This window comes from Pseudoduganella albidiflava (assembly GCF_004322755.1).
Classification (GTDB): Bacteria; Pseudomonadota; Gammaproteobacteria; order Burkholderiales; family Burkholderiaceae_D; genus Rugamonas; species Rugamonas albidiflava.
In genome coordinates this window covers 3,710,606-3,724,370 of sequence record NZ_CP036401.1, presented here as the reverse complement: position 1 = coordinate 3,724,370, position 13,765 = coordinate 3,710,606, and the positions used below count along the sequence as shown (strand labels likewise).

Sequence of the window (13,765 nt, the reverse complement as noted above, 5' to 3'; positions counted from 1 at the left end):
GGCGGGTCAAGCACACGGAGGAAGCATGCAAGAAGGCAGCAAACAGGAAGGCGGCAAACACGAAGGCGGCGAACACGAAGCCAGCAAACAGCAGTCCGCGAAAGGCGGCGCCGCGGAAGCGGGGACCCGCAGGGAAATGGGCAAGTCGAGGATGGAAGCGTTCAGCGACGGCGTGATCGCCATCATCATCACCATCATGGTGCTCGAGCTGAAAGTGCCGCACGAAGCCACGCTGGAAGCGCTGTTGCCGCTGTGGCCCCTGTTCTTCGCCTATGTGCTGAGCTTTGTCTACGTGGGCATCTACTGGAACAACCACCACCACCTGCTGCAGCTGGCGCAGAAGGTCGACGGCCGCGCGCTGTGGGCCAACCTGCACCTGCTGTTCTGGCTGTCGCTGGTGCCGTTCATGACGAACTGGCTGGGCGAGCAGCACATGGCGGCCTTGCCGATGGCGCTGTACGGCGTGGTGCTGCTGATGAGTGCCATCGCCTACGACCTGCTGGTGCGCAGCCTGGTGCGGCTGCATGGCCCGCAATCGGCACTGGCCCGTGCGATCGGCCGCGATACCAAGGGGTGGGTGTCGATCGTGCTCTACGCGGTGGGCGTGCCGCTGTCGCTGTGGCAGCCGCTGGTGGGCGCGGCATTCTACGTGGGGCTGGCGCTGGTGTGGATCCGGCCGGATCCGCGGGTGGAAAGAATGTAGGGCGGGCGTTGAAGCGGCCGCCGATGGGATACCCGTTATCCCGCGTGCAGTCGTCGCGCGTATATCCGGTGGAGAAAACCGGTGCCGCACACTTTTTCCGGAAGAATCATCCGAAAAAAATGTGCGGCACCGATGCCTCGACCGCCGCGGAAGCTACACGTGTACCGGCCTGGCCACCTGCCACGGGAACAGCAGCAGCACCGCGACGGCGGCGATCGGCGCCAGCAGGCACCAGAAGCCGAAGTGCACGTAGCCGGCGCCGCCGGCGATGCAGCCGAGCGCGAAGGCCAGCACGGGCCACACGAAGCGCACGAACTTTTCCTTCGCGGCCGGGGTGGCGTGGCCGGTGGCCAGGTCGGTCATGTCGATCAGCAGTTCCGTCACGTTGCCGGTCATGACCGTGGTCGGGGCGATGCGCGCGAACTGCAGCTTGCCGGCGGCATTGTGCACGCCCATCGCGGCGGCGCCGAGCATGCCGGTGAGCAGCACCAGCGGGGCATCCGGGCTGGTGATCGGCACGGCCAGCAGCGCCGTCGCCATGAAGGCGACCAGCAACACCAGTTGCATCGACAGCATCGAGCGGATCGGCACCACGCCGCGCCGCTCGCACCGGTTGCCGAGCAGGCGCGTGGCCACCACGCCCAGCGCGAAGGCCGGGAAGGCCAGGCACTTGAGCAGCAGCGTGGTGTGCTCGGGATGCGTCAGCGTGGCGCCGATCAGCACGAAGTTCCCCGTCACGTGCGCCGTGAACAGGCCATACAGGGCCACGAAGCCGGCCGTGTCGACATAGCCGGCCAGCCCGCCGAGGCAGATGCCGAGGAACAGGTCGCTGGGGGGAACCCGCATCAGGACTTCAGGAAGGCCAGCAGGTCCGCGTTCAGGCGGTCCTTGTGGGTGGTCGGCAGGCCGTGCGGCGCGCCTTCGTACACTTCCAGGCGGCCCTGCGGCAGGATCTCGACGGCGCGGCGCGCGGTGGCGGCGAGCGGCACGATCTGGTCGTCGCCGCCGTGGATCACCAGTGTCGGGATGGTCATCTTCTTCAGGTCTTCCGTGAAGTCCGTTTCCGAGAACTGCTTGATGCACGCGTACGCGGCGCGGATGCTGCACTGCATGCCCTGCAGCCAGAAGGTGTCGCGCACGCCCTGGGAATCCTTGGCGCCGTCGCGGTTGTAGCCGTAGAACGGCGTGGTCAGGTCCTTGAAGAATTGCGCGCGGTCAGCTTTCACGCCGGCGCGGATACCGTCGAACACCTCCATCGGCACGCCGTTCGGATTGTCCGGGCCGACCAGCATGCGCGGCGTGACGGCGCCCACCAGCACGGCGCGCTTGACGCGGCCGGTGCCGTGGCGGCCGATGTAGCGGGCGACTTCGCCGCCGCCGGTGGAGTGGCCGACCAGGGTGGCGCCCTGCAGGTCCAGCGCGTCGATCACGGCGGCCAGGTCGTCGGCGTAGTGATCCATGTCGTTGCCGTGCCAGGGCTTGCTGGACAGGCCATGGCCGCGGCGGTCGTGGGCGATCACGCGGTAGCCGTGTTCGGCCAGGAACAGCATCTGGTCTTCCCATGCGTCGCCCTGCAGCGGCCAGCCGTGGCTGAACACGACGGCCGGGCCGTCGCCCCAGTCGGTGTAGCGGATGATGGTGCCGTCGCGGGTGGTCACGGTATTGATGGTGCGTTGCGTTGTCATGGTGTTCCTTTCTGAACGTTGTTGCGGTGCAGGCATTGTCCCTGCTGGGCGCCGCGCGGACCACTGCACTAAGGGAGAGGGGAGGCCGCCACGGCCGGGGGTTATGGTGCGGCCGGGCGACGGCGCACACTGCGCCTCCCACCATCGCCGAGGAGCCGCCATGCCCATCCTTTCCCGAGCCCTTGTCCTGTGTGCCCTGAGCGGCCTGCTGGGCGCCGCCACCGTCGTCCAGGTGCATGCCGCCGCCCCGTTCGCGGTGGCCCAGGCGCCGGGCTGGTACCGCATCGCGCTGGGCCGGTACGAGGTCACGGCACTGCTCGACGGTACCCATCCCTTCCCGGCCCACGAAGTGCTCACGCGCGGCACGGCAAGCCTGGACAGCGCCGACCCGGGCCTGGCCGACCGCCTGCTGGCCGCCGCGTACCTGAAGGCGCCTGTCGAAGGCTCGATCAATGCCTTTCTCGTCAATACGGGGACGAAGCTGATCCTCGTCGACAGCGGCGCCGGCGCCCTCTACGGTGCCGATGGCGGCCACCTGCCGGGCAATCTCCGGGCTGCCGGCTATGCGCCGGAACAGGTCGATGAAGTGCTGCTGACGCACCTGCACGCGGATCACGTGGGTGGCGTGGCGCTGGGCACGGCGGCCGCGTTCCCGAACGCCGTGGTGCGCGTAAACCGCCGCGATGCCGCGTACTGGCTCAGCACCGCCGAGCAGGGCAAGGCCCCGGCCTTTCTGCGCGGCATGTTCGACGGCGCGATGACTTCGCTGAAACCGTACATCGCCGCGGGCCGCTTCAAGCCCTTCGATGGCGCGGGGCCGCTGGAGGAGGGCATCACGGCACTGGCGTCGCCCGGCCACACGCCCGGTCACACGGCCTACCTCGTGGAAAGCGAGGGCGAGCGGCTGCTGGCCTGGGGCGACACGGTGCACGTGGCGCCCGTGCAGTTCCCCGATCCGGGCGTGACCGTGAAATACGACAGCGACGCGACGCAGGCGGCGGCGCACCGGCGCCAGTGGTTCGCCGAGGCGGTGCGGCGGGGCGATTGCGTGGCGGCCGCGCATATCTCGTTTCCCGGCCTTGGCCACGTGGTGAACGGTGTCGACGGCTACCGCTGGCTGCCGCTGAATCACGTGGCCCGCGACCCCGTGCCCGGCGGTGCGCCGCTGCCCCGGCCCTGCGCGCCCCGGCCTGCAAGTTGGCAAGGGGCAGGCCTGGCGACCAGCGGATGACGTACCCGGTCACCGCATCGCGGCGCGCAATGCCGATGCTTCGAAATAGACGTGGCGGATGACCGGGTGCTCGACGGCGATGGCCGCTTCCAGCCGGGCGATGGCCTGTTCCACCTCGTCGATCGGCATGCCGCGGCGGAACTGGACGGAGGCGGCCAGCAGCACGTCCTCGGGCCCCATCTGCATCGTGCGCAGGCTGGCCACGCTGTCCAGCGCCTGCTCGCGCCGGAACAGCGCGTACAGGGCGGCCAGCTGGTCGCGGTCGATGCTCTCGCCCACCAGCAGGCCGCCCGATTCGCGGGCCAGCATGAAGGCCGCCCCGACCAGCAGCACGCCGATCAGGATCGACGCGGCGGGATCGAAGTACGGATTGCCGAAGTACTGGCCCAGCGCGATGCCGGCCGCCGCGATGGCGATGCCCAGCAGCGCGGCCGTGTCCTCGATGAAGACCGTGAAGACCGACGCATCCTTGCTGGCGCGAACCGCCTGCCACAGCGTGGTGCCCGGCTTGCGCACGGCGTTCAGGGCCTTGCGCGAGACGTTCCAGCTGTAGCCTTCGAACACGGCGGCCACGCCCAGCACGACGTAGTTCCACAGCGGGTCTTCCAGCGGCGGCGGGGCCTGCAGGGCCGCCACGCCGTGGTAGATCGACAGTCCGCCGCCCAGCGAAAACACCGACAGGGCGACGATCAGCGCCCAGAAGTACAGCGATTTGCCATAGCCGAAGGGATGCTTGCGGTCGGCGGGACGGGTGCTGCGGCGCTCGCCCAGCAGCAACAGCAGCTCGTTGCCCGTGTCCACCGCCGAGTGGATGCCTTCGGCCACCATCGCGGCGCTGCCCGTGATGCCGGCCACGATGAACTTGGCGGTGGCGATGCCGAGGTTGGCGACGATGGCGGCGTAGATGACTTTCTGCGAACCCGTGCGCGAGGCCTGAGGGGTCTGTCCTGCCTGTCCTGCCTGGGCTGATGCTGCGGGCGCGCCCGTTCCGGCGGCTGTGTCGTTGCGGTGCGTGGTGTCTGTCATGGGCGTTCTCCGGTCAAGCCATGCAGGATGGCAAGGCGGCGCCGCCGCGTCTGTTCGGCTGCGCACGCGTGCCCGGAGCGCGTGCGCGGTGGCGCGTGGGTCGCGAACCGACTTGCACACGCGGCCTTCTCCTACAGGCTATTGCTGAGCAGGATGGCAGAATGGAAGTGTCATTTCGGCATCTTGCCGGAGCATTGCAGGGCTAGTCGCCCGAGGAGACCATCATGCACATCCACCTGATCGCGGCAGTCGCCGCCCTGGCATTCACCAGCGCCGCTTCGGCGCAAAGCCATTCCGTCAGCAACATGGCCAACCCGCCGCAGACACAGTCGGACAACAAGGCCGCGACCGAAGCCACCCCGGGCAAGACGGCGACGGCGCAGCGCAACTCCAGCAAGCAGGCGGACAAGAACGCCGGCCAGGCACGCAATGCGCCCACCGCGCGGCAGGCGGGCAAGGTCGACACGAGCGGCGGCTCGATGACCGGCGAGCGCGTCGGCGCGGGTTCCAGCGCCACGGCCACCACGGGGATCGGTGCGGGCAACGGCGACCTTGGTGCTGAAGGCGCGATGGAGATTAAGCCGTCGGAAGCCTACGTGAACCCGGTCGAGCGCCGCGCGCTGGACGAGGCGCCGAAGAGCGGCAAGAAGTAAGCCGTGGCTGCGCCGCGGTAGCGCGTCACGCTGGCGCGCGCAGGTGCCGCCGCGCCGCGTCCCGGACCGCTTCGCTCAGCGTCGCCAGCGGGGTTGACGCGATCTGCCAGCGATGCCAGTAGAGCCCGACGTCGATGTGCCGGTCGGCCACGATCTCCACGAGCGCGCCGGAACGTACATTGGCCTGGGCCAGGTGTTCCGGGATCATGCCCCAGCCGAGGCCCTGTTCCGCCAGCTCCACGAAGGCCCGCGTCGACGGCACGAAATGCGCGGGCGGTTCGTCTGGGCTGCCGCCATGCGCCGCCATGAAGTCCCACTGCATGCGATCCTTGGCGTTGTAGACCAGCACGGGCGCCTCCGCCAGCGTCGCGGCATCCACGCCTGCCGCGAAATAACGGTTGCAAAATGCCGGCGCCGCCAGTGCCAGGTAGCGCATGCTGCCGAGGTACTCGACCGAGCATCCCTGCGTCGCGGCGGGAGACGCGCTGATCGCGGCCATCACTTCGCCATCGCGCAGCAGCGCGGCGGAATGTCCCTGGTCTTCCACACGCAAATCCAGTGCGATGCCGCCGTGCGCGCAGCACGCCGAAGCCGCCTCCACGAACCAGCCGTCCAGTGAATCGGCATTGACGGCAACGGGCAGCCGGACGGGCCGCGCCGGTTCTGCGCCGTGCATGCCGAGCCGCAAGCGCAGTTCTTCTTCCAGCGTCGACACCTGCAGCGCATGGCGCAGCAGCAGCTGGCCGGCGGCCGTGGCACGGCACGGCGTGCCACGCACGACGAGCACCTGCCCGAGTGTGTCCTCCAGCGCTTTCAGCCGCTGGCTGATGGCCGAGGCGGTCACGTGCAGCGCACGGCCGGCCGCTTCGAAGCTGCCGCCTGCCACGATGGCGGCGAATGCGGCAAGCTGGGCGGAGTTCAGGTGGGGCATTAGCAAAACTTGTCGATCCCAAGAATAACAAGTTTGGCTAAGCCGCGTAAGTGCGTCAAGCTCCGTCGGCGTGCAAGCGCTTCCATGACCAATCCGGATCCACCATGACCATCGCACTGACCGTATTCCAGGGCCGCGCCGGCGACCACAACGATCTCGCCATTCCCGGCGCCATGGCCATCGCCAACTGCCTGGGCGACATGCTCGGGATCGCCCCCTGCACGGTCGGCCAGCCGGCAAGGGCGCTGTCGGCCGGCTGGCGCACTGAACTCGACTCCGCCCTGCCGGCGCTGCGCGAACTGCAGCGGCGCTTCGAGTCGATCTTTTCCGCCGGCGAACGTCCGCTGTCGGCCACCAGCCGTTGCGCCGTGTCGCTGGCCACGCTGCCGATCGTCGGCAGGTACCGTCCGGACGCCTGCGTGGTGTGGTTCGATGCCCATGCGGACCTGAACACGCCGGTATCGACAGGCTCGGGGTATCTTGGCGGGCTTGCCCTGTCGGGACCGGCGGGCTTGTGGCAGTCCGGACTTGGCGCCGGCATTGCGCTGTCGTCCATCGTGCTGGTGGGCCAGCGCGACCTCGATGCGTTCGAAGTGGAGCTGATCGCATCGGGGGCCGTACGCCACGTGCCGCCGGGACCCGGGCTGGCGGCGCGGCTGGCCGACGCCATTGCGGGCCGGCCGGTCTACGTGCACCTCGACTGCGACGTGCTGGAACCGGGCATCGTGCCGACCGATTACGTGCATGCGAACGGGCTCGGCCTCGACGACCTGCGCGATGCCTGCGTGGCGATTGCGCGGGGCGAAGTCATCGGTGTCGAGATCGCCGAATTCCAGGATGCCTGGCATGCCGGCGGGCCGCCGGTCTCGCCGGCGCCCTTGCTGCGGGCAGTCGCGCCGCTGGTCGAGCGGATGCAAAGGCCCGGCCATCCAGGTCCGGCCAGCGCGGCCGGGGACAGCTTCCTCGGGATAGCCGGCCCGGGATAGTCGGGCAGCGCAGCGGAGTAGTGCAGCGGAGTAGCGCGGTGGATCAGCGGGCGATGGCGGCGTGCGGCCGCGGCGCGCCATGGCTCGCTTGCGGGCCCACCTTGTCCAGCGTGTCGGCCATCTGCACCAGCCGCACGAACTCGGCACGGTAGCCGTCCGGATCGGCACCCCGCGCGGCATTGGCCAGCGCGGCGATGTCCGGATACGCCATGCCGGCCAGTTGCGGTTCGCCGCGCAGCTTTTGCCCGAACGCCGCCACGGCGATGGCGAAGCGCTGGTCGTCCGGCGCGGCGTCGAGCGTGGCACGCGCCGTGGCCCGCACCGGGTGATCGATCTGCCGGCTGGCCGATTCGCCCGGCAGCTTGTAGCGCAGCTTCACGAAGCACAGTTCATCGCTGCCGGCCTTCCGCTCCGGCGCGGCGGCCTTGCGCGTCCCGTTGCCGGCATAGCGCGGCGGATCGACCAGCTTGCCCGCGGCGGCCGCCGGCGTGATCTCGTAGATCGCCGTCACCGTATGGCCGGCACCGATGTCGCCCGCATCCACCTTGTCATCCTTGAAGTCCTGCCGGTCCAGCATGCGCGTTTCATACCCGACCAGGCGATACGCGGCCACGTGCGCGGGATTGAACTCGATCTGCAGCTTGACGTCGTTGGCGATCGGGAACATGGTCGAGCCCAGTTCCTGGCCCAGCGCCTTGCGCGCCTCCAGCAGCGAATCGATGTAGGCCGCGTTGCCATTGCCGGCTTGGGCCAGGCGCTGCATCAGCGCGTCGTTCAGGTTGCCTTCGCCGACGCCGAGAATCGACAGGTAGACGCCGCTCTTGCGCTGGCCGGCGATGAATTGCTCCAGTTGCCGCGGGTCGCTCATGCCGAGGTTGAAGTCGCCGTCGGTGGCCAGGATCACGCGGTTCACGGCCTTCGGATCGAAATGGCGCTTGGCCAGGTCATAGGCGCGCTGCAGTCCCGCGCCGCCGGCCGTGCCGCCGCCGCCCTGCAAGGCGGCGATGGCGTCGGCGATCTTGCCCTTGTCCTTGCCGGTGGTCGGTTCCAGCGCCACGCCCGTGCCGTTGGCGTAGGTGACGATGGCCACGGTGTCGTTGTCGCGCAGCTGCTGGGCGAACAGGCGGAACGCCTGCTTCAGCAGCGGCAGCCGGTCGGCCGGCTCCATCGAGCCCGACACGTCGACCAGCAGCACCACGTTGGCGCGCGGCCGGGCTGCGGCGGCGATGTCGTAGCCGCGCACGGCGATGTGCACCAGCTGGTTGCCGGCCTGCCACGGGCTCGGCACGACGCCGGTGCCGATCGCGAATGGCCGGGCCGGGTCGCGCGGCGCGGCATACCGGTAGGGGAAGTAATTGACCATCTCTTCGACCCGCACCGCGTCGGCCGGCGGCAGGCTCCCGGCGGCCAGCAGGCGCCGCACGAACGCATACGAGGCCGTGTCCACGTCGGCGCTGAAGGTCGATACCGGCTGTTCGCTGACCAGCACGGCCTTGTTGGCATCCTTGCCGGGGAACTTGTTGGCGCCTTGTTGCACGACCATGGGCGGCAGGTAGTAGGCGCCGGGCATCTGCATGGGGCGCCGCAGGGCCGTGATGTTGGCCCTGCTGCCGGCCACCGTGACCGACGGTGACGGCGCGGCCGGCGGTGCCGGCGGCACTGGCGCGGCCGGCACCTGCGGTGAAGCCTGATCCTGTGCGGCCTGCTCCTGCGCCGGCTGCTGTTGAACCGAACCGCTGCTGCAGGCCGCCAGCAGGGCGGCGATGGCCAGCGGCGGGACCAGGTGGAAGGGCGCTTTCATGGGATGCCTCGCAAGGTGTGGAATCCCGCTAACATGCCGAAATGGCATCGCCTCGTCAACTGCCGTTACATATAGCAACTGAGATGGCAACCGGGATGGCAACCGGGATGGCTACCGGGATGAAAGCGCGCCGCGGCCGGGGCGGTCGCAGGAAGATGGCGGAAGGCAGAAAGAGTCGAACTTACAGAGGAACGGCTGACGCCCCTCACCGGGTTTGAAGCCCGGCCCCATCACCGGATGAGAATGCCTTCCTCGTGTCGCAGATTGTCGCCAGGCCCGCGCCGTGCGGGCATCATGCAGGGTCGGGCCAGCTCGCGTTGGGCCGCACCAGGTGGCTGTTGCGAACGCGGCGAGTATAGCCGACGCGGTCGAAAAACTCCAACACCTGGATGGCCCGCTTGCGGCCCAGGCCCGTTGCGTCGCGGAACGTGGCCGCCTGCGTGTCCGGTAGCGTGGCGACGATGTTCGCCAGCGCCGCCAGCGCGCGCGGATGGTAGAACAGGTCCGGTACCACCTGGGACAATTGCCCGGCCCGGGCCAGCTTGCGCAGCAGGCGCCGCACCTCGTCCTCGGGCACCCGGAATTCCTTCCCCAGGTCGCGCACCCAGGGCGGATCGAAGCGGCCCCGTTCCAGCGCGGCCAGCAGCGGTGCCGCCAGGGCTTCTTCTTCGGGCGTCAGCGCCACGCTGTGCTCCGGCAGGTGCAGGCTGTGGCCGCGCTGCGCGACGGTGCCGGCGGCCAGCATGCGCGCCACCAGCGCCTGCCACAGCGCATCCTCGGCGTCCGGCTGCGCCATCCGTTTCAGGCGCCACAGTTCGGGGCCGGCATCGTCCGGCTGCCGGGCGTGGAAGGCGGCCAGCGCGTCGCGCACGGAGCCTTCCAGCCGCTCCAGCGCGGTCCGGGCGATCCACAGCTCGTCGCCGCCACCCAGCGGCAGGCGCAGGCAGTCTTCCGGCGGCGCGAGCGCATCGGCGGGCAGCTGGGTCAGGCGCACCAGCGCGGCGGTGCGCACGCCCAGCGGGCTGTGCGCCAGCAGGTCTGCCACGTCGCCGCTGTCCACGTAGGCCTGCAGCGCATCGAGCCATGCCAGCCGCGCCGGACTGCGGCGCTTGCGGGCCGCGCCGAACGGATCGAGCACGGTGCCGCCGCCGATGGTCTGCGTGGCCTGCGCGTTGCGCACCACGAAGCGGTCTCCCGGCACCGCGTGCACCGGCACGTCGAACACCAGTTGCACGCGCGCCGGCTGGCCCGGCTGGACGATGTCCTCGTCGAGCGGCACCACGTGCGCGGTGTGGTGCGCGGCGCCCAGGTGCACGTGCACGGGCGACCACGCCTTCAGCACGGCGCTTTTCGCACCGCCCGCCAGGAGCAGGCGCGCGTCGATGCGTTCCGAGCACGCCTGCAGCGCGGGGGCGACGGCCCACGTGCCACGCTCGATGGCGTCCCTGGCCACGCCGGCCAGGTTCAGCGCCAGCCGCTGCCCGCCATGCCCCTCCGCCGCGCTGCGGCTTTGCGCATGGATGCCGCGTACGCGCGCTGTCTGGCCACCGGGCGCGAGCACCAGCGTGTCGCCGACCGCCACGCGGCCGGCCAGCGCGGTACCCGTGATCACGGTGCCCTGGCCGGCCAGCGTGAAGACGCGGTCGATACCCAGGCGGAACAGCCGGCGGTCGTCGCGCGCGGGCAGCGTGCGCGCCGCGTCGGCCAGGTGGGCGAGCAGGGCGGCCACGCCGGGATCGCCCGGCTGCGTGGCGGCGGTACGGAACACGGGGGCGCCGGCCAGCGGCGTATCGGCCAGCAGCGCGGCGATGTCCGCCTCGACGGCGGCGATGCGACGCTCGTCGGCGCGGTCCGTCTTCGTCAGCGCCACGGAACCGCGCTGCACGCCCAGCAGCCGCAGGATGGCCAGGTGCTCGACGGTCTGCGGCATCACGCCATCGTCCGCCGCCACCACCAGCAGCGCGTGGTCGATGCCCGTCACGCCGGAGGCCATGGTGCGGATGAATTTCTCGTGACCCGGGACGTCGATCACGCCGAGGATGTCGCCACCCGGCAGCGGCAGGTAGGCGTAGCCCAGCTCGATCGAGATGCCGCGCGCCTTTTCCTCCTTCAGGCGGTCGGTGTCGACGCCCGTCAGCGCGCGCGTCAGCGTGGTCTTGCCATGGTCGATATGGCCCGCGGTGCCGACGATCATGCGCCCGGCCCCCGAGCCGGCGCCAGGTGCGCCAGCTGCCGTTCGAATTCCTCGGCCTGCGGCGCTTCCAGGCAGCGCAGGTCGAGCCACAGCGTGTCGCCGGCGATGCGGCCAACCACCGGCACGGGCAAGGCGCGCAGCCTGCGCTCCAGCACGCCGAGCGGATCGCCGCGCCGGGGCTGGCCCGCGATGGCGGCGGCGCGCAGCGCCAGGCCAAAGCTGGGCAGCACGTCGACGGGCAGGGCGCCGCTGCCGATCTGGCTCGTCATCGGCTCGGGCGATACGGCATACGCATCGCCCAGCGCCTGCTGCATGGGGCCGCACAGGCGTTCGGCCAGCGCCCGCATCGCGCTGGCGGAGCGGGTCAGCAGCCGCAGCGTGGTCAGGCGCTCCGGCAGCAGGTCCGGCGCGTGGTACAGCGCCAGCACGGGTTCCAGCGCCGCCAGCGTGAGCTTGCCGACGCGCAGCGCGCGCTTCAGCGGGTTGGCCTTGATGGCCTCGACCAGGTCGCGGCGCCCGGCGATGATGCCGCACTGGGGCCCGCCCAGCAGCTTGTCGCCACTGAAGGTAACGAGGTCGGCGCCGCCGTCAATGGTTTCGCGCACCGTGGTTTCATGGGGCAGGCCATACTTTTCCAGGTCGACCAGCGTGCCGCTGCCAAGGTCCACGACCACCGGGATGTTGCGCTCGCGAGCCAGCGGCGCCAGCTCCGGCAGTTTGACTTCGCTGGTGAAACCGGTGATCGCGTAATTGCTGGCGTGGACCTTCATCAGCAGCGCCGTGGCGGCATTGATGCCGTCCGCGTAATCGCGCAGGTGCGTGCGGTTGGTGGCGCCCACTTCGCGCAGCGTGGCGCCGGCGCGCGTCATCACGTCGGGGATGCGGAAGGCGCCGCCGATTTCCACCAGTTCGCCGCGCGACACGATCACTTCGCGGCCGCTGGCCAGCGTGTTCAGCATCAGCAGCACGGCGGCGGCATTGTTGTTGACGATGGTGACGGCTTCGGCGCCCGTCAGTTTCAGCAGGTGCTGCTCGACCAGCGTATCGCGGTCGCCCCGCTTGCCCGTTTCCAGGTCCCATTCCAGGTTCATCGGCCAGCGCAGCGCATCGGCCACGGCCTGCACGGCCACGTCCGGTAACAGCGCGCGGCCCAGGTTGGTGTGCAGCACCGTGCCGGTGAGATTGAACAGGCGGCGCAGGGCCGGCTGGTTGGCCGCCGCGAGCCGCGCGGCCAGCGCGGCCAGCACGGCATCGTCCGATGTGTCGGCCGCGCTACCGGCCAGCAGCGCGGTGCGCAGCCCGGCCAGCACTTCACGCAGGGCGGCCACGGTCTGTTCCCGGCCATACCGCGCCACCAGCGGCTGGCAGGCGGGGGCGGCCAGCAGCAGGTGCACGGCCGGCAGGCGTACCGCCGGCTTCGGTTCCGCCGCCGGCTGTGCCGGATCGCGCTCCCCGACGGTTTCCGTCATTCCGGAGAGCCCAGCCGCAGCAGGGGATTGCCGCTGGCGCGCGCATAGCCCAGCTCGGAAACCAGCACGTCCAGCACCAGGCTGGCGAGATCGTCGGCCAGCGGGTCCACGTTGTAGTCGTGTTCCTGGTTGAAGATCTTGCGGTAGCCATGGCACTCGTCGCACGTTTCGGCGCGCGCCACGCGGGTGGGATCGTTGGCCTTGTTCAGCGTCTTGCCTTCCCGCGCGGCCGCCACGTTCTCGGCGACCGGATCGGCGTTCGCGTCGGTCAACCCCTGGTACGCCACCTTTGCATTGGCTTCGCAGCACGAGCACTTGACACGCACCATATGCCATTCGCTGGCGCAGATCGCGCAATGCAGGTAGCGATAGCCCTGCGACTGGCCGCCGATGCGGATCACGCTGGCCACCGGGTGCGAGCCGCACACGGGGCACAGCATGCCGGTGACCAGCGGCTGGGCCCAGCGCTCGTCGAGCTGCGCGGCCATCACGCTCCAGGTCACCTGCAGCGCGGCCGCCACGAACGGCGCCTGGGCGGCATCGATGCCTTCGGCGAATTCGCCCAGCACGGCATCGGCCGCGCCTTCCAGCCGCGCTTCATCCAGCGCGCGCAGGCCGGCCAGGGCGGCCGCCAGCTGCGGTTGCCCGGCGGCCTTCGCGTCCAGCCTGTCGAGCAGGGCGTTGAAGACCGTGCGCCACTGTTCCGGGCGCTGGCCCGTCACGGGCAGCGGCGGCATGTTGTGTTCATGCGCCGTGCGCATCCCGTCCTGCGATGGCAGCGGCATGCCGGCCGGGAGCAGGGTCTTCACGACCTCCGCCTGCGCCTGCACGAGCTCGGCCATCACGTTGACATAGCTGGCCAGCGCCTCGTCGACGGGGATGCCCTTGATGTTGTTTTGCGCCAGCTGGCGCAGCCGTTCCGCGCGCGCCGCGTACAGTTCGCCCGGCCGCGGCAGCAGCAGGCGGGGGATGGCGGTATGGTCGAGCGATTCGATCTCGCCCGGTTCTAGCAGTCGCTGTACCAAGATAACTCCAATATTTCGGGTTTGGTATTGCAAAGGGCCACTGTGCAAAGAGCAACCCCCA

Annotated in this window: 12 protein-coding genes and 1 tRNA gene; 4 read left to right on the top strand and 9 right to left on the bottom strand. The window is 70.0% G+C overall.

What is annotated here, in order from left to right; translation table 11 throughout:
- The first annotated feature begins 136 nt into the window (after positions 1-136).
- Positions 137-703 (top strand): TMEM175 family protein, encoded by a 567-nt coding sequence (locus EYF70_RS15300; RefSeq protein WP_131149118.1) that lies wholly within the window; start codon positions 137-139, stop codon positions 701-703.
- Positions 704-856: 153 nt separating this feature from the next.
- Here EYF70_RS15300 and EYF70_RS15295 read toward each other — a convergent pair whose 3' ends face one another.
- Positions 857-1,549: a YoaK family protein gene (locus EYF70_RS15295; RefSeq protein WP_131146183.1), complete on the bottom strand. Its 693-nt coding sequence runs from the start codon at positions 1,547-1,549 to the stop codon at positions 857-859.
- Positions 1,549-2,370: an alpha/beta fold hydrolase gene (locus EYF70_RS15290; RefSeq protein ID WP_307722150.1), complete on the bottom strand. Its 822-nt coding sequence runs from the start codon at positions 2,368-2,370 to the stop codon at positions 1,549-1,551. Before EYF70_RS15290 ends, EYF70_RS15295 begins: the two co-directional genes overlap by 1 nt.
- A 178-nt stretch (positions 2,371-2,548) precedes the next feature.
- On the opposite strand from EYF70_RS15290, the gene EYF70_RS15285 reads away from it, so the two are divergent.
- Positions 2,549-3,619, top strand: a complete 1,071-nt coding sequence (locus EYF70_RS15285) for an MBL fold metallo-hydrolase (RefSeq protein WP_131146181.1) — start codon at positions 2,549-2,551, stop codon at positions 3,617-3,619.
- 9 nt (positions 3,620-3,628) lie between these two features.
- Here EYF70_RS15285 and EYF70_RS15280 read toward each other — a convergent pair whose 3' ends face one another.
- Positions 3,629-4,645, bottom strand: coding sequence for a cation diffusion facilitator family transporter (locus tag EYF70_RS15280; RefSeq protein WP_131146180.1), 1,017 nt, complete (start codon positions 4,643-4,645; stop codon positions 3,629-3,631).
- A gap of 224 nt (positions 4,646-4,869) precedes the next feature.
- Between EYF70_RS15280 and EYF70_RS15275 the strand changes: the two genes are divergently transcribed.
- Entirely contained in the window at positions 4,870-5,298 is a 429-nt protein-coding gene (locus tag EYF70_RS15275) for a hypothetical protein (RefSeq protein ID WP_131146179.1), read from the top strand.
- Between the two features lie 25 nt (positions 5,299-5,323).
- On the opposite strand, the gene EYF70_RS15270 is transcribed toward EYF70_RS15275, so the two are convergent.
- A complete protein-coding gene (locus tag EYF70_RS15270) occupies positions 5,324-6,229 on the bottom strand; it encodes a LysR family transcriptional regulator ArgP (RefSeq protein ID WP_131146178.1) in 906 nt (301 codons plus the stop codon).
- A gap of 104 nt (positions 6,230-6,333) precedes the next feature.
- On the opposite strand from EYF70_RS15270, the gene EYF70_RS15265 reads away from it, so the two are divergent.
- On the top strand, positions 6,334-7,215 hold the full coding sequence (locus tag EYF70_RS15265) for an arginase family protein (protein ID WP_131146177.1): 882 nt from the start codon (positions 6,334-6,336) through the stop codon (positions 7,213-7,215).
- A 43-nt stretch (positions 7,216-7,258) separates the two neighbouring features.
- Here EYF70_RS15265 and EYF70_RS15260 read toward each other — a convergent pair whose 3' ends face one another.
- The 5 genes from EYF70_RS15260 to fdhE form a co-directional block, all read right to left on the bottom strand.
- Positions 7,259-9,016 carry a vWA domain-containing protein gene (locus EYF70_RS15260; protein ID WP_131146176.1) on the bottom strand — a complete coding sequence of 586 codons (1,758 nt, stop codon included), beginning with the start codon at positions 9,014-9,016 and terminating at the stop codon, positions 7,259-7,261.
- Positions 9,017-9,172: 156 nt separating this feature from the next.
- Positions 9,173-9,268: transfer RNA gene (locus EYF70_RS15255), tRNA-Sec, on the bottom strand.
- A 40-nt stretch (positions 9,269-9,308) separates the two neighbouring features.
- Complete coding sequence (gene selB, locus EYF70_RS15250) at positions 9,309-11,210, bottom strand: selenocysteine-specific translation elongation factor (protein ID WP_131146175.1); 1,902 nt, start codon at positions 11,208-11,210, stop codon at positions 9,309-9,311.
- The gene (selA, locus tag EYF70_RS15245) at positions 11,207-12,679 is read right to left on the bottom strand and encodes an L-seryl-tRNA(Sec) selenium transferase (RefSeq protein WP_131146174.1); all 1,473 of its coding nucleotides are present in this window, start codon (positions 12,677-12,679) and stop codon (positions 11,207-11,209) included. Before selA ends, selB begins: the two co-directional genes overlap by 4 nt.
- Positions 12,676-13,704: a formate dehydrogenase accessory protein FdhE gene (fdhE, locus tag EYF70_RS15240; RefSeq protein ID WP_131146173.1), complete on the bottom strand. Its 1,029-nt coding sequence runs from the start codon at positions 13,702-13,704 to the stop codon at positions 12,676-12,678. The genes selA and fdhE overlap by 4 nt, the downstream gene beginning before the upstream one ends.
- Positions 13,705-13,765: the final 61 nt, after the last annotated feature.

What these genes read in the sequence shown, in the direction of transcription:
- selA (WP_131146174.1), bottom strand. Translation starts at nt 12,679, where the DNA reads ATGACGGAAACCGTCGGGGAGCGCGATCCGGCACAGCCGGCGGCGGAA.
- EYF70_RS15285 (WP_131146181.1), top strand. Translation starts at nt 2,549, where the DNA reads ATGCCCATCCTTTCCCGAGCCCTTGTCCTGTGTGCCCTGAGCGGCCTG.
- EYF70_RS15300 (WP_131149118.1), top strand. Translation starts at nt 137, where the DNA reads ATGGGCAAGTCGAGGATGGAAGCGTTCAGCGACGGCGTGATCGCCATC.
- EYF70_RS15270 (WP_131146178.1), bottom strand. Translation starts at nt 6,229, where the DNA reads ATGCCCCACCTGAACTCCGCCCAGCTTGCCGCATTCGCCGCCATCGTG.
- EYF70_RS15260 (WP_131146176.1), bottom strand. Translation starts at nt 9,016, where the DNA reads ATGAAAGCGCCCTTCCACCTGGTCCCGCCGCTGGCCATCGCCGCCCTG.
- EYF70_RS15275 (WP_131146179.1), top strand. Translation starts at nt 4,870, where the DNA reads ATGCACATCCACCTGATCGCGGCAGTCGCCGCCCTGGCATTCACCAGC.
- EYF70_RS15295 (WP_131146183.1), bottom strand. Translation starts at nt 1,549, where the DNA reads ATGCGGGTTCCCCCCAGCGACCTGTTCCTCGGCATCTGCCTCGGCGGG.
- EYF70_RS15265 (WP_131146177.1), top strand. Translation starts at nt 6,334, where the DNA reads ATGACCATCGCACTGACCGTATTCCAGGGCCGCGCCGGCGACCACAAC.
- selB (WP_131146175.1), bottom strand. Translation starts at nt 11,210, where the DNA reads ATGATCGTCGGCACCGCGGGCCATATCGACCATGGCAAGACCACGCTG.
- EYF70_RS15280 (WP_131146180.1), bottom strand. Translation starts at nt 4,645, where the DNA reads ATGACAGACACCACGCACCGCAACGACACAGCCGCCGGAACGGGCGCG.